Origin of the sequence: Labrys sp. LIt4 (assembly GCF_017813775.1) — a bacterium.
GTDB lineage: Bacteria > Pseudomonadota > Alphaproteobacteria > Rhizobiales > Labraceae > Labrys > Labrys okinawensis_A.
Genome location: NZ_JAGIPY010000001.1, coordinates 554,287 through 571,096, shown reverse-complemented (window position 1 = coordinate 571,096; position 16,810 = coordinate 554,287). Strand labels below are relative to the sequence as shown.

Annotated in this window: 19 protein-coding genes; 15 read left to right on the top strand and 4 right to left on the bottom strand. The window is 65.7% G+C overall.

The genetic code is table 11. From position 1 onward, the window contains the following. Positions 1 to 5 precede the first annotated feature (5 nt). The 3 genes from J8I29_RS02675 to J8I29_RS02665 all read left to right on the top strand — a co-directional run bounded on the left by J8I29_RS02675 (position 6) and on the right by J8I29_RS02665 (position 3,739). Positions 6 to 1,655 (top strand): ABC transporter ATP-binding protein, encoded by a 1,650-nt coding sequence (locus J8I29_RS02675; RefSeq protein ID WP_209430521.1) that lies wholly within the window; start codon positions 6 to 8, stop codon positions 1,653 to 1,655. Positions 1,656 to 1,769: 114 nt separating this feature from the next. Beyond that, a complete protein-coding gene (locus J8I29_RS02670; protein WP_209430520.1) occupies positions 1,770 to 3,050 on the top strand; it encodes a DUF3419 family protein in 1,281 nt (426 codons plus the stop codon). Positions 3,051 to 3,058: 8 nt separating this feature from the next. Beyond that, on the top strand, positions 3,059 to 3,739 hold the full coding sequence (locus J8I29_RS02665; protein WP_209430519.1) for a class I SAM-dependent methyltransferase: 681 nt from the start codon (positions 3,059 to 3,061) through the stop codon (positions 3,737 to 3,739). A 212-nt stretch (positions 3,740 to 3,951) separates the two neighbouring features. Here the strand turns inward: J8I29_RS02665 and J8I29_RS02660 are convergent, their stop codons facing one another. Genes J8I29_RS02660 through J8I29_RS02650 form a run of 3 tightly spaced genes read right to left on the bottom strand, consistent with a single transcriptional unit; the run spans position 3,952 to position 5,535 of the window. After that, positions 3,952 to 4,425 (bottom strand): MaoC family dehydratase, encoded by a 474-nt coding sequence (locus J8I29_RS02660; RefSeq protein WP_105861626.1) that lies wholly within the window; start codon positions 4,423 to 4,425, stop codon positions 3,952 to 3,954. Continuing rightward, positions 4,422 to 4,880 (bottom strand): MaoC family dehydratase, encoded by a 459-nt coding sequence (locus J8I29_RS02655; protein WP_209430518.1) that lies wholly within the window; start codon positions 4,878 to 4,880, stop codon positions 4,422 to 4,424. Before J8I29_RS02655 ends, J8I29_RS02660 begins: the two co-directional genes overlap by 4 nt. 4 nt (positions 4,881 to 4,884) lie before the next feature. Beyond that, the gene (locus J8I29_RS02650; protein WP_209430584.1) at positions 4,885 to 5,535 is read right to left on the bottom strand and encodes a chloramphenicol acetyltransferase; all 651 of its coding nucleotides are present in this window, start codon (positions 5,533 to 5,535) and stop codon (positions 4,885 to 4,887) included. A 197-nt stretch (positions 5,536 to 5,732) separates the two neighbouring features. On the opposite strand from J8I29_RS02650, the gene phnC reads away from it, so the two are divergent. From phnC to J8I29_RS02625, 5 genes are all read left to right on the top strand, one after another. Next, a complete protein-coding gene (gene phnC / locus J8I29_RS02645) occupies positions 5,733 to 6,539 on the top strand; it encodes a phosphonate ABC transporter ATP-binding protein (protein ID WP_105861624.1) in 807 nt (268 codons plus the stop codon). 61 nt (positions 6,540 to 6,600) lie between these two features. Beyond that, positions 6,601 to 7,533 (top strand): phosphonate ABC transporter substrate-binding protein, encoded by a 933-nt coding sequence (phnD, locus tag J8I29_RS02640; protein ID WP_105861623.1) that lies wholly within the window; start codon positions 6,601 to 6,603, stop codon positions 7,531 to 7,533. Positions 7,534 to 7,639: 106 nt separating this feature from the next. Beyond that, entirely contained in the window at positions 7,640 to 8,521 is an 882-nt protein-coding gene (gene phnE, locus J8I29_RS02635; RefSeq protein ID WP_209430517.1) for a phosphonate ABC transporter, permease protein PhnE, read from the top strand. After that, complete coding sequence (gene phnE, locus J8I29_RS02630; protein ID WP_105861621.1) at positions 8,518 to 9,411, top strand: phosphonate ABC transporter, permease protein PhnE; 894 nt, start codon at positions 8,518 to 8,520, stop codon at positions 9,409 to 9,411. The genes phnE (J8I29_RS02635) and phnE (J8I29_RS02630) overlap by 4 nt, the downstream gene beginning before the upstream one ends. A 174-nt stretch (positions 9,412 to 9,585) precedes the next feature. Beyond that, positions 9,586 to 10,623: a lysine-2,3-aminomutase-like protein gene (locus J8I29_RS02625; protein WP_209430516.1), complete on the top strand. Its 1,038-nt coding sequence runs from the start codon at positions 9,586 to 9,588 to the stop codon at positions 10,621 to 10,623. A gap of 96 nt (positions 10,624 to 10,719) precedes the next feature. Here J8I29_RS02625 and phnF read toward each other — a convergent pair whose 3' ends face one another. Continuing rightward, positions 10,720 to 11,448: a phosphonate metabolism transcriptional regulator PhnF gene (phnF, locus tag J8I29_RS02620; protein ID WP_105861619.1), complete on the bottom strand. Its 729-nt coding sequence runs from the start codon at positions 11,446 to 11,448 to the stop codon at positions 10,720 to 10,722. 227 nt (positions 11,449 to 11,675) lie between these two features. Between phnF and phnG the strand changes: the two genes are divergently transcribed. The 7 genes from phnG to phnL are packed head-to-tail and all read left to right on the top strand — an operon-like array spanning position 11,676 to position 16,796. After that, positions 11,676 to 12,134, top strand: coding sequence for a phosphonate C-P lyase system protein PhnG (gene phnG / locus J8I29_RS02615; protein WP_280869739.1), 459 nt, complete (start codon positions 11,676 to 11,678; stop codon positions 12,132 to 12,134). Further along, complete coding sequence (phnH, locus tag J8I29_RS02610) at positions 12,134 to 12,754, top strand: phosphonate C-P lyase system protein PhnH (protein WP_209430515.1); 621 nt, start codon at positions 12,134 to 12,136, stop codon at positions 12,752 to 12,754. The genes phnG and phnH overlap by 1 nt, the downstream gene beginning before the upstream one ends. Next, entirely contained in the window at positions 12,754 to 13,866 is a 1,113-nt protein-coding gene (locus J8I29_RS02605) for a carbon-phosphorus lyase complex subunit PhnI (protein WP_209430514.1), read from the top strand. Before phnH ends, J8I29_RS02605 begins: the two co-directional genes overlap by 1 nt. Then, positions 13,863 to 14,843, top strand: a complete 981-nt coding sequence (locus tag J8I29_RS02600; protein WP_348535970.1) for an alpha-D-ribose 1-methylphosphonate 5-phosphate C-P-lyase PhnJ — start codon at positions 13,863 to 13,865, stop codon at positions 14,841 to 14,843. Before J8I29_RS02605 ends, J8I29_RS02600 begins: the two co-directional genes overlap by 4 nt. Next, entirely contained in the window at positions 14,840 to 15,310 is a 471-nt protein-coding gene (locus J8I29_RS02595) for a GNAT family N-acetyltransferase (protein ID WP_209430513.1), read from the top strand. The genes J8I29_RS02600 and J8I29_RS02595 overlap by 4 nt, the downstream gene beginning before the upstream one ends. After that, on the top strand, positions 15,307 to 16,089 hold the full coding sequence (gene phnK / locus J8I29_RS02590) for a phosphonate C-P lyase system protein PhnK (protein ID WP_105861615.1): 783 nt from the start codon (positions 15,307 to 15,309) through the stop codon (positions 16,087 to 16,089). Before J8I29_RS02595 ends, phnK begins: the two co-directional genes overlap by 4 nt. Beyond that, positions 16,086 to 16,796: a phosphonate C-P lyase system protein PhnL gene (gene phnL / locus J8I29_RS02585; protein WP_105861614.1), complete on the top strand. Its 711-nt coding sequence runs from the start codon at positions 16,086 to 16,088 to the stop codon at positions 16,794 to 16,796. The genes phnK and phnL overlap by 4 nt, the downstream gene beginning before the upstream one ends. Positions 16,797 to 16,810 lie beyond the last annotated feature (14 nt).

The following is a 16,810-nucleotide window of genomic DNA, read 5'->3' as shown; positions in this document are numbered from 1 at the left end:
GCCCGATGCAACAGACACTCTCGGACCAGGGCACGAAAGACACCCTCCTCGACGTCAGCGGCCTGGAGGTCGACTTCAGCACCCTCGATGGGACGGTCAAGGCCGTCAAGGGCATCGACCTCACGGTGAAGCGCGGCGAGACCGTCGCCATCGTGGGCGAATCGGGGTCCGGCAAAAGCCAGACCATGATGGCCCTGATGGGCCTGCTGGCCGGCAACGGCCAGGTGCGGGGATCGGCCAAATATCGCGGCAGGCAGTTGATCGGCCTGCCGGCGAAGGAGCTTAACAAGATACGCGGCGACAAGATCACCATGATCTTCCAGGAGCCGATGACCTCGCTAGACCCGCTCTACAGGGTCGGGCGCCAGGTGGCAGAGCCGATCGTCCATCACCGCGGCGGCAGCTACAAGGAAGCCCGCAAGAAGGTGGTGGAGCTGTTCAAGCTCGTGGGCATTCCCCATCCCGAGCGGCGGGTCGATGCCTATCCCCATGAGATGTCGGGTGGCCAGCGCCAGCGCGTGATGATCGCCATGGCGCTCGCCAACGATCCCGACCTGCTGATCGCGGACGAACCGACCACCGCGCTCGACGTCACCGTGCAGGCGCAGATCCTGTCCCTGCTCGCCGAGCTCCGGCAGCGCCTGGGCATGTCAATCGTCTTCATCAGCCACGACCTCAACATCGTCCGGCGGTTTGCCGATCGCGTCTATGTCATGCGCCGCGGCGAGGTGGTGGAGACCGGCACCACGCAGGAGGTTTTCGACAATCCCCGGCACGACTACACCAGGATGCTGCTGGCGGCCGAGCCGTCGGGCCACAAGGACCCGCCCCGCCCCGATGCCCCGGTGCTGCTGGAGGGTCGCAACATCCGGGTCACCTATCATCTCAGCGGCAGCCTGTTCGGCGGCCACAAGGCCATGGATTTGAAGGCGGTGGATGATGTTTCCCTGCGCCTGCAGCAGGGGCAGACCATCGGTATCGTGGGGGAATCGGGGTCGGGCAAGTCGACCCTGGGGCGTGCCCTGCTGCGGATGAATTCCGCCCAAGGCAACGTCCGTTTCGATGGCCGGGACATCTCGCGGGCGAGCGTGCTCGAGATGCGCCCGCTGCGGCGAGCCCTGCAACTGGTGTTCCAGGACCCCTATGGCTCGCTTTCCCCCCGCATGTCCGTGGGATCCATCATCACCGAAGGCTTGAGGGTGCATGAGCCCGGCCTGTCGGCTGCCGAGCGGGACAGGCGGGCCGTCCAGGCCCTGACCGAGGTCGGGCTCGATCCTATGGCGCGAAACCGCTATCCGCACGAATTCTCGGGCGGCCAGCGCCAGCGCATCGCCATCGCACGCGCCATGATCCTCAAGCCCAAGGTGGTGGTGCTGGACGAGCCGACCTCGGCGCTCGATCGCTCGGTGCAGAAGCAGATCGTCGAACTGCTGCGCGAGCTGCAGGCGACGCATGGCCTGTCCTACCTCTTCATCAGCCACGACCTTTCGGTTGTAAGGGCCTTGTCCGACTATGTCGTCGTGATGAAGGAGGGCCGCATCGTGGAGGAAGGCGCCACCGCCCAGATCTTCGATGCGCCGCGCGAGGCCTATACCCAGACCCTGATGGCGGCGGCACTCGGCCAGGAGCGTGTGGGGGCAACGGGTGCGGCCTGACGGATCCGTTGCCTCCACGTCGCTTTAGCCCACTCCTGTCATCCCCCCGTCATCCCAAGGTCTTATCCGCGACTCCCAACTCGCAACCTGGATTCGACAAAGGAGCGGCTGGGGATGACGGATGTGAACAGCATCGGGGCGCAAGCTCGAGCCAAGGGTCAGGGCCAGGCAGGGAACGGCCATGTCAAGCAGGCCGTGGAACATCACCGGCTATTGTCGCTGCGCGGCATGCAGGACCGGCTCTTCACCCTGGCTTTCAGCGGCCTCGTCTACGCCCAGATCTGGGAAGATCCCGAGATCGACATGGAGGCGCTGGCTCTCAAGCCCGACGACCGGCTGGTCGCCATCGCCTCGGGCGGCTGCAATGTGATGAGCTATCTCAAGGCCGGCCCGGCCGCGATCACCGCCGTCGATCTCAACCGCCACCACATCGCACTCAACCGCCTCAAGATCGCGGCTGCCCGGCACCTGCCCGATCATGCCGCCTTCTACGATTTCTTTGCGCGAGCCGGGCAGCGCCGCAACATTTCGATCTACGAGACGGCGCTGCGCACCCATCTCGATGCCGAGACACGCGCCTATTGGGACGGCCGTGACCTGCTCGGGCGCCGCCGCATCGGCTATTTCGGCAAGAACCTCTATCGCTATGGCCTGCTCGGCCGTTTCATCGGCTTGGGACATCTGATCGGGCGGCTGCACCGCATCGATCCGGCCGACCTGCTCGCCGCCCGCGACCTCGCCGAGCAGCGCCGCGTCTTCGACGAGCGCATCGCTCCCCTGTTCGATCGCCCGCATATCAAATGGCTTACCCGTCGCAGGGCCTCGCTCTACGGCCTCGGCATCCCGCCGGAGCAGTATGACGCCCTGGCCGGCGCCGCGGGCGACGGCGAAGGTATCGCCGACGTGTTGCGCGAAAGGCTGGAGCGCCTGGCCTGCGACTTCGACCTCAAGGACAATTACTTCGCCTGGCAGGCCTTCGGCCGCGGCTACAAGCCCGATGGCGACGGGCCGGTGCCGCCCTATCTCCAGCAGGCCGCCTATGAGGCCGTGCGCGGGCGCGCCGACCGCATCGAGGTCCGCCACGTCAATTTGATCGACCATCTCAAGGCCCAGCCGGCGGCCAGTCTCGACGCTTATGTGCTGCTCGACGCCCAGGACTGGATGACCGATGTCATCCTCACCAAGCTGTGGAGCGAAATCACCCGGACGGCCCGTCCCGGCGCCCGCGTGATCTTCCGCACCGCGGCCGAGGAAAGCCTGCTGCCGGGCCGCATTCCCGCCGACCTGCTGGCGCGGTGGTCCTATGACCGCGAGCGGTGCCGGGCCTGGACCGCGCGCGACCGCTCCGCCATCTATGGCGGCTTCCATCTCTATGAGCTGCGAGCCCTCCATTGAGCATCGAGATGCAGACAGGCGATGCCGCGGCGGCGATGAACCGGATCTATCGCCACCAGCGCTACATCTACGATCTCACGCGCAAATATTACCTGCTCGGCCGGGACCAGCTGATCGCCTCGCTCAAGCCGGCCGCCGGCGATGCCATTCTCGAAATCGGCTGCGGCACCGGCCGCAACCTCATCGCCGTGGCCAGGCGCTATCCCGCCACGCCGCTCTCCGGCTTCGACATTTCGACCGCTATGCTCGAAACGGCGCGGCATGCGCTGGACCGCAATGGGCTGCCCCGCGTCACCGTGGCCCAGGCCGATGCCACCCGCTTTTCGCCCGAGCAATTCGGGCGCAAGGGCTTCGAGCGCATCTATATCTCCTATACGCTCTCGATGATCCCCGACTGGCAGGCGGTGCTGGAGCGGGCCGCTGCAGCCGTGGAACCGGGCGGCCGGCTTCTGATCGTGGATTTCGGCCAGCAGGAGGGCCTGCCGCGCTGGTTCAAGCGAGCGCTCTTTGCCTGGCTGGCGCGCTTCCACGTCCATCCGATCGCCGCATTGCCCGCAGCTCTGGCGAATCTCGCAAGCCGCGGGGACCTGCAGCTCCGGACCAGGGACCTCTACCGCGGCTACGCGTTCTATGCGGAGCTGGAGCGCAAACCGGGCGGGCCGATCTCCCGATCGCACCAGGTCTCCTGATCGCATCATATCTTGGAGCTGGTGCTGGGAGGGCGGGAGAAACCCTTCTGCTCCTTTCGGAGCCCCAGCTGATCGCCTCGCCAAGTCTTGCCTCCCGGCCTGGCTAAGGCACGTCTACTTAGCCCGGCCGACAGGGTTCGAGCAACTATGCGGCCGGGCTGACGGCTTCAGCACCTTCGATGCCGATCTGATGACCGGCTCAGCGACGCGTCTCACCCGCGCCTTTCCCAAAAAACGGTGCCTTCGAAGCGGAAGGCCTGCTCGCCATGCTGGTTGAGCGCCGAGCTCAGCATGGAGACGATGCCCCATTCGGGCCGGGAGGCACTCTCCTTCTTGCCGGTGACTTCCACGCTGTAGCGCAGCGTATCGCCGGCGCGCACTGGCCTGGCCCAGACCATGTTGCGAAAGCCGGGTGACGGGCCGAGCTTGACCACCGGCTTGCCGAGCTGGCGCGCCCTGGCGATTTCGACCTCCTGATGTGCCACCAGGAGCTTCATCCAGACAGCGGCAACCTGCCAGCCCGACGCCACCAGGCCGCCGAAATGGCTGGCCGCGGCCGCGGCCTCGTCGACATGAAAGGGCTGGGGATCGTAGAGGGCCGCAAAGCGCTTGATGTTCTCGGCCGAAAAGGTGAAGGCGCCGATCTCGTCGGTATCGCCGACGGCAAGATCCTCGAAATATTTCATGCCGCCTGCCTCCGGCCGAACATGATGGAGCCGGTCTGGGTAGTCACCACCGTCTTGTCGTCTGCGATCAATTCGAACAGGAACTTCACCAGGCCCATTTCCGGGCGGCTCTTGGAGACACGGGCTTCCAGGGTCGTGCGGCGAACGCTCAGCGTGACATCCGGCCGAAGCGGCGCCAGCCACCTGACCTCGTCAATGCCCGGCGCGCCCATCGAGGTGGAGTTGAACATGAAGCCATCGCAGTTGAGCCGCATCAAAATGCAGCAGGCATGCCAGCCGGAAGCGGCCAGCCCGCCCAGCATGGTGCTTTTTGCCGCCTCCTCGTCGAGATGAAACGGCTGGGGGTCATATTCCCTGGCGAAGGCGAGGATGGCCTCGCGCGTCAGCTTGTACGACCCGTAGGTCGCGATCTCGCCGACGGGGAAATCTTCAAAATGGAGCAATGTATCAGCCATGCCCTCAGGATGGACCGATTAGGCCCTCAACGGCAAGAGCCTCATACTTGTCGAGGAAGGCCTCGATCCGCAGATTGCGGAAGTCCGGAAGGGCCATGCGCAGTGCCTCGTGCGACCAGTCCCACCAGGCCAGGGCCTGCAGGCGGTCGGCAATCGCGCCCTCGAAACGGCGGCGGATCGGCCGCGCCGGATTGCCGGCGACGACGGCATAGGCCTCGACGTCGCGGGTGACTACAGCGCCCGCCCCTACCACGGCGCCGTTGCCGATGCGGCGCCCCGCCAGCACGATCGCCCCGTGGCCGATCCAGACATCATGGCCGATATCGACGCCGTGCTGCCGTCGCCAGGCAAAAAAATCCGCTTCGTCCTCCTCGCCTTCGAAATAGGCCGAGGCGCGATAGCTGAAATGGCTCTGGCTTGCTCGGGCCATCGGGTGATTGCCCGGATTGATGCGCGTATGGGCCGCGATGGAGACGAAACGGCCGATATGGCTGTAGGCGATGTCCGCATCGTTGACGACATAGGAATAGTCGCCGAGCTCGACTTCGGTCAGGCTGGTCCGCGGACCCACCTCGGTGTAGCGCCCGAGCCGGCTCGCTGAAATCGAAGCGGTCGGGTCGACGAAAGGCGTGGGGCTGAGTTTTGGCAAGGCAATTCACCGGTGCTGGAAAGCCCCCTGCTTCCCATTCTCCTGCGACAGCGCCATGACAAGAAACGATCTGCGCCCCCGGCCTGTCGCAATTGCCCGCGACATCCGCGGGGGATCGTCACCGAAACATCATTGAACTGCCATCCCTCTGTAATGGCCCGGCGTTACCGACTCCGGAAACCTGCACGAGAAGGGATCTGTTCATGCTGGCGATCAAAGGAGTTTCCAGGCGCTTCGGCGGCAAGACGGCTGTCGCCGATGTGAATCTGGAAATTGCGCCCGGCGCCTTCATCGGTGTGATCGGGCGTTCGGGGGCCGGCAAGTCGACATTGCTGCGCATGTTGAACCGCCTCGTCGACCCGAGCGAAGGCACGATCTCCTTCGACGGCGTCGATGTCACGGCCCTGCGCGGGCAGGCCTTGCGGGACTGGCGCGCGCGTTGCGCCATGATCTTCCAGCAGTTCAACCTGATCGGGCGCCTCGACGTGCTCACCAACGTGCTGATGGGCCGCCTCAACAAGGTCTCGACGGCCAGCGCCGTGCTGCAGCTCTGGGGCCTCGAAGACAAGGCCATGGCGCTCGCCGCACTGGAACAGTTCGACATCGCCAATCTCGCCGGCCAGCGTGCCGACAGCCTGTCCGGCGGCCAGCAGCAGCGCGTGGCGATCGCCCGTGCCCTGGTGCAGGAACCCTCGATCATCCTGGCGGACGAGCCGATCGCCTCGCTCGACCCGCGCAATACCAAGGTCGTGATGGATGCGCTCTTACGCATCAACAAGCATTTCGGCATCACCGTCATCTGCAACCTCCATTCGCTCGATCTCGCCCGCGGCTATTGCGACCGCCTGATCGGCATGTCCGCCGGCCGGGTGGTGTTCGACGGGGCCCCCGCGGCGCTGACGGCCGATGCCGCGCGTGATCTTTACGGCCTCGAGGCCGGCGAGGTGATGGACGCCGATGCCGACGTGAAATGGGCAGGTCAGGCTCGCCCTGCCAGCGCCGCCGCCTGACAGGCCGGCTTCGCTCTCTTTCAGAGCCGCAAGAACAAATCGTTTCCGACAGGAGAGACCTATGCTTTCGCGCCGCACGCTGCTCGGCCTTGCCGCAGCAGCCATGAGCTTTGCCGCCAGCGCCGCCCATGCCGAGGACTGGAAGGCCCAGTATCCGGAACTGACGCTCGCCGTCATCCCGGCCGAAAACGCCTCCACCACCAATGATCGCTACCAGCCGCTGGCCGACTACATCGCCAAGCAGGTCGGCGTGCCGGTCAAACTCAACATCGCCAACGACTATGCGGCGGTGATCGAGGCCCAGCGCGCCGGCTTTGCCCAGATCGCCTGGTATGGCCCGGCTTCCTATGCCCGCGCCATCATCACCGGCGTCGCCACCGAGCCGGTCGCCGTTCCCCGCCACAACAACGGCCTCACCGGCTACTACTCCGTGATCTATGTGAAAGCCGACAGCCCCTACAAGACCATCGAGGATCTCAAGGGCAAGAAGCTGGCCCTGGTCGATCCCAACTCGACCTCCGGCAACAACGCGCCGCGCTTCGGCCTGCACAGCCAGGGCATCGACGTCGACAAGTTCTTCTCCTCCGTCGTCTTCGCCGGCAGCCATGACAATGCCGTGCTCGCCCTCGCCCAGGGTACCGCCGACGCCGCGGCCAACAGCTGGAACTCGGAAGACGATTCCAATCTCACCCGCATGCTCAGCCGCGGCATCCTCAAGAAGGATGACGGCACCCCGATGACCAAGGCCGACTTCCGCATCATCTACAAGACCCCCTTCCTGCCCGAGGGGCCCTATACGGTGCTTGCCTCCCTGCCCGACGAGCTGAAGAAGAAGATCGCCACCGCGCTGATCGACTACGCCAAGAACGACAAGGCCAATTTCGACAAGCTTTCTGACGGCAAGGATCTCGAACTCACCGCGATCAGCGCCAAGGAATACCAGCCGATCGTCGACATGGTGAAATTCAACGACACGCTCCGCAAGACCCAGTAAGGCCAGTCACGACCACAAGAGAGGGCGCGCACTGCAAGGTGCGCGCCCTTTGCACAGGCGGGTTTCACCGAGGGCCGCTGGCTCGTCCAGGCAGGAGGATATAACATTGCCGGCTATCAATAGCCTGCCGGAGGCGCAGGCCAGGGCCTTGCTGCAGGCCTATCAGGCAACTGTTGCCGTCAGGAAGCGACGGATCTGGCTCGCCGTGGCGGCCGGCATCGCCCTCTACGCGCTGTCGGCGCATGTGGCGTCGATCCGTCCGGGCTTCCTCTGGACGCATATCGGCAACTTCACCTCCTTCTTCAGCCGTATCGCCCCGCCCCTCAGTCTCGGCAACTTCGCCGGCGACGTCAGGGAGTGGTATTGGGGCTTCGGCAAGTGGCTGGTGCTGCTCGGTGATACGCTGCTCGTCGCCTATCTCGGCACGCTGCTCGGCGTGCTCGGCGCCTTGGTCCTGTGCTTCATGGCCGCCGCGAACCTGACGCTTAGCCGGCTTCTGCGCGCCGTGGTCCGCCGCTGGCTCGAGTTCTGCCGCACGGTACCCACCATCGTCTTTGCCATGATCTTCCTGATCGCCTTCAAGTCCGGACCGATGGCCGGCGCGCTGGCGCTCGCCATCCATACCATGGGCGCGCTCGGCAAGCTGTTTGCCGAAGTCGTCGAAAATGTCGACATGAAGCCGGTCGAGGGTACTGTCGCCACCGGAGGCTCCTGGCTGGAGAGCATACGCTTTGCCGTGATGCCGCAAACCCTGCCGAACTTTGCCTCCTATTCCCTGCTCCGCTTCGAGATCAATGTCCGGGAGGCCGGCGTGATGGGTTTCATCGGCGTGGGCGGCATCGGCCAGGAACTCCTGGTGGCCATCCGCACCTTCGCCTATGCCGACGTCAGTGCCATCTTGCTGATGATCATCGTCACCGTCTTCATCATCGACCTCGCCACCGAAAAGCTGCGCCACCGCCTGATCGGTCAGGAGGCGACACCATGAACAACCGCGTCAACGGCCCGGCGCCGCATTCGGCAAGCCCGCTGCCCCCTCTCGGTTCCGAAAGGCTCGCCTCCGTGGCGGCCCGCCATCGCGCCCATTTCGAAACTTCCTGGCGGACGCGTTTCCTGGCGGGCGGCGTGATCGCCATCCTGCTCGCCCTTGCCGTCGTCGCCATGATCCGGCTCGAGGTCACACCGGATCGGTTCCTCAGCGGTCTTTCCCGTCTCGGCACCTTCGTGGTGCAGATGTTCCCGCCCAACGACGAGGGCAAGTTCTGGTTCTTCGTCAAGGCTCTCGCCGAAACGCTTGCCATCGCCTTTGCCGGCACGCTCACCGCGGCCGTGCTGGCCGCACCCGTGGCCTTTCTGGCAGCCCGCAATGTCATTCCCAATGTGTTCGTCCGGTTCGCGGTGCGCCGCGGCCTCGACGTGATCCGCTCCGTCGATGCGCTGATCTGGGCGCTCGTCTGGGTGGGTGTCGTCGGTCTCGGTCCCTTTGCCGGCGTGCTCGCCATCATCTGCGTGGACTTCGGCGCCTTGGGCAAGCTGTTCTCCGAGGCGATCGAGACCACCGACAACAGGGCGAGCGAGGGCGTGCTCTCCACGGGCGGCAACCGCATCCACCGCATCCGCTTCGCCCTGATCCCGCAGGTCCTCCCAGTGATGGCCAGCCAGGTGCTTTATTTCTTCGAATCCAATGTGCGCTCGGCGACCATCATCGGCATCGTCGGGGCCGGCGGCGTCGGGCAGTATCTCGCCGAATTGCTGCGGGTGCTCGATCTGCCGCCCCTCGGCGTGCTGATCTTCATGATCCTGGTCACCGTTGCCGTCATCGACGTGATCTCGTCGCGCCTGCGGCTCGCGATCATCGGCCAGCCGCAAAGGCCCTGACGATTGTTGATGGCGCGTCCGGGATCACCGTAGAGGCTTCATAGGATTGCCCCGGCGATTCCTGCCTTTCGCCTTTCGAAAGGGAGCCAGACGGTTTAAGAACTGGGCCGGATTTTGAAACCTTACAGGATTTCCGGGACTGACCAAAACGGATCTCCCGGCCCAAACGATTACATGAACAAGCATTCCAGTCTCAGGAGCGCGTCCGATCTGGAGGCTGCCGGCCTCGTCTCGCCGCTCGAACGCCTCGACATCGAGGACGTCGCTCGGCGCTTTTCCGTTGCCATCACGCCGGCAATGTCCGAGCTGATTCAGGGCTCGCCACAGGAAGATCCGATCGCCGCCCAGTTCGTGCCGACCGGCCGTGAACTGGTCTGGAGTGCCGACGAGCTCTCGGACCCGATCGGGGACGACGCCTTCTCGCCGGTCAAGGGGGTCGTTCATCGCTATCCCGACCGCGTCCTGCTCAAGCCGCTGCATGTCTGCCCCGTCTATTGCCGTTTCTGCTTCCGACGCGAGATGGTGGGGCCGGAAGGCGAAATGCTCGCCAGCAGCGAGCTCGATGCAGCCTTGGCCTATATCGCCGACAATCCGGCCATCTTCGAAGTCATCGTCACCGGCGGCGATCCTTTCGCGCTATCGCCGCGGCGCATCGGCCGGATCGTGAAGGCGCTGTCGGCCATCGACCATGTCGGCGTGATCCGGTTCCATACGCGCGTGCCGGTGGTGGCGCCCGAACGCATCACGGCCGAGCTCATCGAAAGTCTCGACAGCCCAAAGGGCGTGTTCGTCGCCCTGCACGCCAATCATGTTCGCGAACTCACGCCTGCCGCGGGAGCGGCCTGCACGCGGCTGGTGAAGGCGGGGATCGCCATGATCAGCCAAACCGTGCTGCTCAAGGGCGTGAACGCCAGCGCCGAGGAGTTATCGGCTCTCTTCCGCGCTCTGCTCGGCCTGCGCATCAAGCCCTACTATCTGCACCATGGCGACCTCGCCAAGGGCACGGGCCATTTCCGCACCACCATCGCCGAGGGCCAGGCGGTGATGCGGCAATTGCGCGGAAGTCTCACCGGCCTCGGCCAGCCCACCTATGTGCTCGACATTCCCGGCGGACACGGCAAGGTGCCGATCGGGCCGGGTTATCTCGACGACGGCGAGAACGGCTATATCGTAACGGATCCGCGCGGCAACAGGCACGACTATCGCGGGTAAGACCTCCTGGAACGTCGATCTTCAGATCGACAATTCCGCTTGCCGGCAAGTGCGGTGTTCCAGGTTTGCCGACCTGAAGATCGACACTCCATTTCGTCAGCTCTGGAGCACGATCTCCGTCCGGTCAGCGGCAAACAGGCCGAAGGTCGCCTGGATCGGTATGCCATCGAGATCGACATTGACGCTTTCGACCGTCAGCAAAGGGCGGCCAACCGCAATATCGAGCCTGGCGGCCTCCTCGGGAGAGGCAAAGCGGGCGCCGACCCGGGTTGCCTGCCGTTTGTAGTCGTCGACGCCACATGCCGCCAGGGCCGGCGTCACCGCCCCCAGGCGCCGATAGGCCTCGGCGAAGCCGGCAAAGCGCGGCAGCGGGAAATATGAACTGCCGAAGGCGATGGGCACGTCATCAGCCGAACGCAGGGTCAGCAGTCTCAGCACCGGGCTGCCCGGCGCGATGTCCAGCAACCCGGCAAGGCGCGGATCGGCCTCGATTTCGACGGCCTCCAGCACGATGCCCCCGGCCTCGCGCCCTTCCTGCGCCATGTTCTGGCTGAAACGCGTGCGCTCGCCGATCGGATAGGCGAGGCGGGAAAGCTCGACGAAGGTCCCCCTGCCCTGCGCGGTGCGCACCAGGCCCTTGCCGGCCAGCTCGCCGAGCGCCCGGCGCACTGTATGCCGGTTGACGCCGAAACGGGCAGCCAGCGCGGCCTCCGTCGGCAATTGCGTGCCGGGGGCCAACATGCCGCCGACGATCTCTGCCTCGAGGAGATCCGCGATCTTGCGCCAGGCGGCGATGCCGTCTCCGCGAAAAACGGCGCCATCCATGGCGCCGCCGTCACCTCTGGAAACGGCGGCTTCCGCTGCGGCGGGATCGCCCGCAGAGCCTGGCGGCGAAAAATTTCGAGGTGGCACTGGTTTTGTCATGGAAGCGTTGCAAGGTTTCTCATATAGTTGTCTATATCACTAGACAACATGCTTCGCCAGCCTGTTGTGACCCAGAGCCGAGCAATGGTTTCGATATGAATGAATCCTCTCCAGGTCGTCATCGCCAGATGGCGGCCGAACCGGCTGCCGGACTGAAGGCACGCCAAGCCGTCATGCATCTGTGCGCCCACGCCACCGGCGCCGAACTCGACCAGGCCCTCTCGGCGCTGGCTCCCCTGCCGGCTCATGCAGCACTGCGACCGGCCGTAACGGGCCTGGTCATGCTGCAAGGCCGGGTCGGCGGCGACGGCGCCGCCTTCAACCTGGGCGAGGCGAGCACCTCGCGCGCCACCGTCCGGATCGAGAACGGGCCTGTCGGCTTTGCCTATCATCTCGGCCGTAACAGCGCCAAGGCCAGCGCCGCCGCCCTGCTCGACGCCCTCTGGCAGGACGAAACCCGCCGCGAGGCGGTCGAGCGGGCCCTGCGACCGGTGGCTACCCGGCTGAATGCCGAAGCGGATGTTTCAGCCCGGCAGACGGCGGCAACCCGGGTCAATTTCTTCACCATGGTGCGGGGAGAGGACTAATGATGCGCCTTGCACAGGATCTCGCGCCCGGCTTTGCGGATGCGGCCCTCGAATCCCAGGCGATCTTCCGGGCCTGCATGAATGCGCTGGCCCGGCCGGCCCGTCCCCAGCCCCTTGAAACGGGCCTGATGCCGCCGCCGCCGCTGACGCCGGAACTGGCCGGCCTCGCCCTTGCCTTGGCCGATCACGAGGCTCCGCTCTGGCTCGATGCCGGGCTGCGGACACCGGCGGTGCGGGCCTATCTCACTTTCCATACCGGAGCCCGCCTGACGGAGGATCCGCAAGAGGCGGCCTTTGCCCTCATCGCGGACGCGGCCGCCTGTCCCGACCTTGCCCATTTCGCCCAGGGCAGTGACGAATATCCCGACCGCTCGACCACGCTGCTTATCGCCTTGGAGCGGCTCGAACCCGGCCATGATCTCGCCTTTGCCGGGCCGGGCATCAAGGCCGATACAGGTCTGACGGATCTAGGTCTGGCGCTCGCGCCGCTTCCCGCCGACTTCCGCCGGCAGCTTGCCGCCAACCATGCCGCCTTTCCACGCGGCGTCGATATCGTCTTCACGGCGCCGGGCAGGATCGCCGGCCTGCCGCGCTCGTCCCAAATACGTGGAGAAGCCTGATGTATGTCGCCGTCAAGGGTGGCGAGGAAGCCATCGACAATGCCCATCGCCTGCTCGCCCATGTCCGGCGCGGCGACAAGGCGGTGCCCGACCTCTCGACCGACCAGGTCCGCGAACAGCTCACGCTCGGTGTCGACCGGGTGATGGCCGAGGGCTCGCTCTACGACCGCGACCTGGCCGCCCTCGCCATCAAGCAGGCCCGGGGGGACCTGGTCGAAGCGATCTTCCTGGTGCGCGCCTATCGCACCACCTTGCCGCGTTTCGGTGTCAGCGTGCCCGTCGACACCGACGACATGGCCATCCGTCGGCGCATATCGGCGACTTTCAAGGATCTGCCGGGAGGCCAGGTGCTCGGCCCGACCTTCGACTATACGCACCGCCTGCTCGACTTCATGCTGGCCGCCGGCGCCGAGGTCGGCCCGCCCGAGGAAAGGCCCGCCGCGGAGGAGAAGACGCCGCGCGTCAGCGACCTCCTCGGCGGCGAGGACCTGATCGAGCGCAATGCTACCCCCGACCCCGAGCGGCCAGTCGGCGACCTCACCCGCGAACCCCTGGCCTTCCCGGCCGACCGCGACCTCAGGCTGCAGGCGCTCGCCCGCGGGGATGAAGGTTTCCTCCTGGCGCTCGCCTATTCCAGCCAGCGCGGCTTTGGCCGCACCCATCCCTTCGTCGGCGAAATCCGGCTCGGGGAAGTGGAGGTGGAATTCGTACCCGAGGAGCTCGGCTTTGCCGTGCCGATGGGGTCGATCACCGTCACCGAATGCCAGATGGTCAACCAGTTCGCCGGCTCAGCCGAGGCTCCGCCGCAATTCACCCGCGGTTATGGCCTCGTCTTCGGCCAGGCCGAACGCAAGGCGATGTCGATGGCGATGGTCGACCGCTCGCTGCGGGCGCGCGAGTTCGGCGAGGAGAGGACCGCCCCCGCCCAGGACGAGGAATTCGTGATGTCCCATTGCGACAACGTGCAGGCGACCGGCTTCGTCGAGCATCTGAAACTGCCCCATTACGTCGACTTCCAGGCCGAGCTCGACCTTGTCAGACGCCTCAGGGCCGAGCGTGCCGAGCGCCGCGAGGCGGCGCTGGCCGAAACCCGGCAGGAGGATGCAGCGTGAGCACCCCATCAGATCATCCCGCCCGCGATACCAATCCCAACGGCTACAATTTCGCCTATCTCGACGAACAGACCAAGCGCATGATCCGTCGGGCGATCCTCAAGGCCATCGCCATTCCCGGCTATCAGGTGCCCTTCGCCTCGCGCGAGATGCCGATGCCCTATGGCTGGGGCACCGGAGGCGTTCAGGTGACGGCTGCGGTAATCGGCCCCGACGACGTGCTGAAGGTGATCGACCAGGGCGCCGACGACACCACCAATGCCGTCTCGATCCGCCGCTTCTTCGCCAAGACGGCCGGCGTCGCCACCACCACCGCCACGCAGGATGCCACCATCATCCAGACGCGCCACCGCGTGCCGGAAGCCCCCCTCAAGCCCGACCAGATCCTGGTCTATCAGGTCCCGATCCCCGAGCCGCTGCGCTTCCTCGAGCCACGCGAAACCGAGACCCGCAAGCTGCATGCCCTCGCCGATTACGGCCTGATGCATGTGAAGCTCTACGAGGACATCGCCCGCCACGGCCATATCGCCACCACCTATGCCTATCCGGTGGAGGTAGCCGGGCGCTATGTCATGGATCCCTCGCCGACGCCGAAATTCGACAATCCCAAGATCGACGATTGCGAGGCGCTGCAGCTCTTCGGCGCCGGGCGCGAGAAGCGCATCTATGCGGTGCCGCCGCATACGCGGGTGAAGAGCCTCGACTTCGAGGACCATCCCTTCAGCGTACAGCGCTTCAAGCAGCCCTGCGCCCTGTGCGCTGCACAGGGCGTCTATCTCGACGAGGTCGTGCTCGACGATCGCGGCGGCCGCATGTTCGTGTGTTCGGATACCGACCATTGCGAGACGAGGCGAGCCGCCGGGCACAAGGGCGAGATGCTGGGTGCATCGCCCCTGGGAGCGCAGACATCCTCGTCGAGCCCATCGTTTCCAAGAGCGGACGAGGACGTCCCCGCTCCCGGGGAGACCGGGCCATGAGCGTCGCCCCTCCTCTGTCCGTACGCGTCGGCGGCAAGGCGGACCTGCCGGCCGTGCTCGCCCTCTACGGACAGCCCGATTTCAACGGCGACAACGTCCTGACGATCGAGGAAGCCGAGGCCAAGCTCGAGCGCCTCGGCCTCTATCCCGATTACGGGCTCTATGTGGCCGAGCAGGACGATATGCTCGTCGGCACCTTCTGTCTGATGGCCGTCGACAACCTGGCGCGGCGCGGCACTCCCTTTGCCGTCGTCGAGAATGTCGTGGTTGCTTCCGATCGACAAGGCGAAGGCATCGGCCGGCTCATGCTGCAGGCCGCTTTCCGCCTGGCCCAGGAGAAGGGCTGCTACAAGGCCATTCTCGCCTCCAGCCTGCACAACAGCCGCGCCCATGCCTTCTACGATTCGCTCGGCTTCGAGCGCCACGGCGTGTCCTTCCGCCTGTCCTTGCCGGAGAAAGCCGCATGACCCACAACGATTCCCCCCTGCTCCAGGCACGCGGGCTCACCAAGCATTACGGCATGCGCCTGGGCTGCGCCGACGTCTCCTTCGACCTCTATGAGGGCGAGGTCCTTGCCGTGGTCGGCGAATCCGGCTCGGGCAAATCGACCCTGCTCGGCCTTCTGTCCAGCGAAGTCGAGCCCACCGCCGGGTCGGTGCATTATCGCATGCGCGATGGCGCCGTCCGCGACCTCTTTGCGCTGAGCGAGGCCGAGCGGCGTTTTCTCCTGCGCACCGACTGGGGTTTCGTGCGCCAGGATGCACGCGACGGGCTGCGCATGGGCGTCTCGGCCGGCGCCAATGTCGGCGAGCGCCTGATGGCGGTGGGCGCGCGGCACTATGGACGCATTCGCGAATCGGCGCTGGATTGGCTCGGCCGGGTGGAGATCGAGGCCGATCGCATCGACGACACCCCTGCCAGCTTTTCCGGCGGCATGCGCCAGCGCTTGCAGATCGCCCGCAACCTGGTGACCCGCCCCCGCCTCGTCTTCATGGACGAGCCCACTTCCGGCCTCGACGTCTCGGTGCAGGCCCGCCTGCTCGACCTCCTGCGCGGCCTCGTCGCCGATCTCGGCATTGCGGTCGTCATCGTCACGCATGACCTCGCTGTCGCACGGCTGTTATCGCATCGCATCATGGTGATGCGGCAGGGCCGGGTGATCGAGACGGGCCTGACCGACCAGGTTCTCGACGATCCGCACGAGGCCTACACCCAACTTCTGGTTTCTTCGGTGCTGGCAGCATGACCTCCCCCATCCTCACCCTCGAAGGCGTTTCCAAAAGCTTCACCCTGCATCTCCAAGGTGGCCAGAGCATCGGCGTGATGCAGGATGTGCACTTCGCCGTTGCCCCGGGCGAATGCGTCGTGCTCGGCGGGCCGTCCGGCGCAGGCAAATCCTCGATCCTCAAGATGATCTATGGCAATTATCGCTGCGATACCGGCGCGATCCTGCTGCGGGAAGGCGACGAGGTCGTCGATATCGCCACCGCCGAACCCCGCCGCCTGCTTGCACTGCGCCGCCGCACCATGGGTTATGTCAGCCAGTTCCTGCGCGTGATCCCACGCGTTCCCGCCCTCGCCATCGTGGCGGAAGCGGCACGCGAGACCGGGCTGGCCGAGGACGCAGCCACCAGGCGCGCCCAGGAACTGCTCCACCGGCTCAACGTGCCGGAACGGCTGTGGGGCCTGCCGCCTGCAACCTTCTCGGGCGGCGAGCAGCAGCGCGTCAATATCGCACGGGGCCTCGCCGCCGACCGGCCGCTCCTGCTCCTCGACGAGCCGACCGCCTCGCTCGACGCCGCCAATCGGGCGGTCGTCGTCGACCTCGTCACCGCCAAGAAACAAAATGGCGTCGCAATTGTCGGCATCTTCCATGATGAGGATGTGCGTAGCCAAGTCGCCGACCGAGTCGTCGACGTCACCCGGTTTTCCGTAGCCTCTCTTGCCGCCTGAACGGACGTTTCAAC

What these genes read in the sequence shown, in the direction of transcription:
- J8I29_RS02675 (WP_209430521.1), top strand. Translation starts at nt 6, where the DNA reads ATGCAACAGACACTCTCGGACCAGGGCACGAAAGACACCCTCCTCGAC.
- J8I29_RS02670 (WP_209430520.1), top strand. Translation starts at nt 1,770, where the DNA reads ATGACGGATGTGAACAGCATCGGGGCGCAAGCTCGAGCCAAGGGTCAG.
- J8I29_RS02665 (WP_209430519.1), top strand. Translation starts at nt 3,059, where the DNA reads ATGCAGACAGGCGATGCCGCGGCGGCGATGAACCGGATCTATCGCCAC.
- J8I29_RS02660 (WP_105861626.1), bottom strand. Translation starts at nt 4,425, where the DNA reads ATGAAATATTTCGAGGATCTTGCCGTCGGCGATACCGACGAGATCGGC.
- J8I29_RS02655 (WP_209430518.1), bottom strand. Translation starts at nt 4,880, where the DNA reads ATGGCTGATACATTGCTCCATTTTGAAGATTTCCCCGTCGGCGAGATC.
- phnC (WP_105861624.1), top strand. Translation starts at nt 5,733, where the DNA reads ATGCTGGCGATCAAAGGAGTTTCCAGGCGCTTCGGCGGCAAGACGGCT.
- phnD (WP_105861623.1), top strand. Translation starts at nt 6,601, where the DNA reads ATGCTTTCGCGCCGCACGCTGCTCGGCCTTGCCGCAGCAGCCATGAGC.
- phnE (WP_105861621.1), top strand. Translation starts at nt 8,518, where the DNA reads ATGAACAACCGCGTCAACGGCCCGGCGCCGCATTCGGCAAGCCCGCTG.
- J8I29_RS02625 (WP_209430516.1), top strand. Translation starts at nt 9,586, where the DNA reads ATGAACAAGCATTCCAGTCTCAGGAGCGCGTCCGATCTGGAGGCTGCC.
- phnF (WP_105861619.1), bottom strand. Translation starts at nt 11,448, where the DNA reads ATGGATGGCGCCGTTTTTCGCGGAGACGGCATCGCCGCCTGGCGCAAG.
- phnG (WP_280869739.1), top strand. Translation starts at nt 11,676, where the DNA reads ATGGCGGCCGAACCGGCTGCCGGACTGAAGGCACGCCAAGCCGTCATG.
- phnH (WP_209430515.1), top strand. Translation starts at nt 12,134, where the DNA reads ATGATGCGCCTTGCACAGGATCTCGCGCCCGGCTTTGCGGATGCGGCC.
- J8I29_RS02605 (WP_209430514.1), top strand. Translation starts at nt 12,754, where the DNA reads ATGTATGTCGCCGTCAAGGGTGGCGAGGAAGCCATCGACAATGCCCAT.
- J8I29_RS02595 (WP_209430513.1), top strand. Translation starts at nt 14,840, where the DNA reads ATGAGCGTCGCCCCTCCTCTGTCCGTACGCGTCGGCGGCAAGGCGGAC.
- phnK (WP_105861615.1), top strand. Translation starts at nt 15,307, where the DNA reads ATGACCCACAACGATTCCCCCCTGCTCCAGGCACGCGGGCTCACCAAG.
- phnL (WP_105861614.1), top strand. Translation starts at nt 16,086, where the DNA reads ATGACCTCCCCCATCCTCACCCTCGAAGGCGTTTCCAAAAGCTTCACC.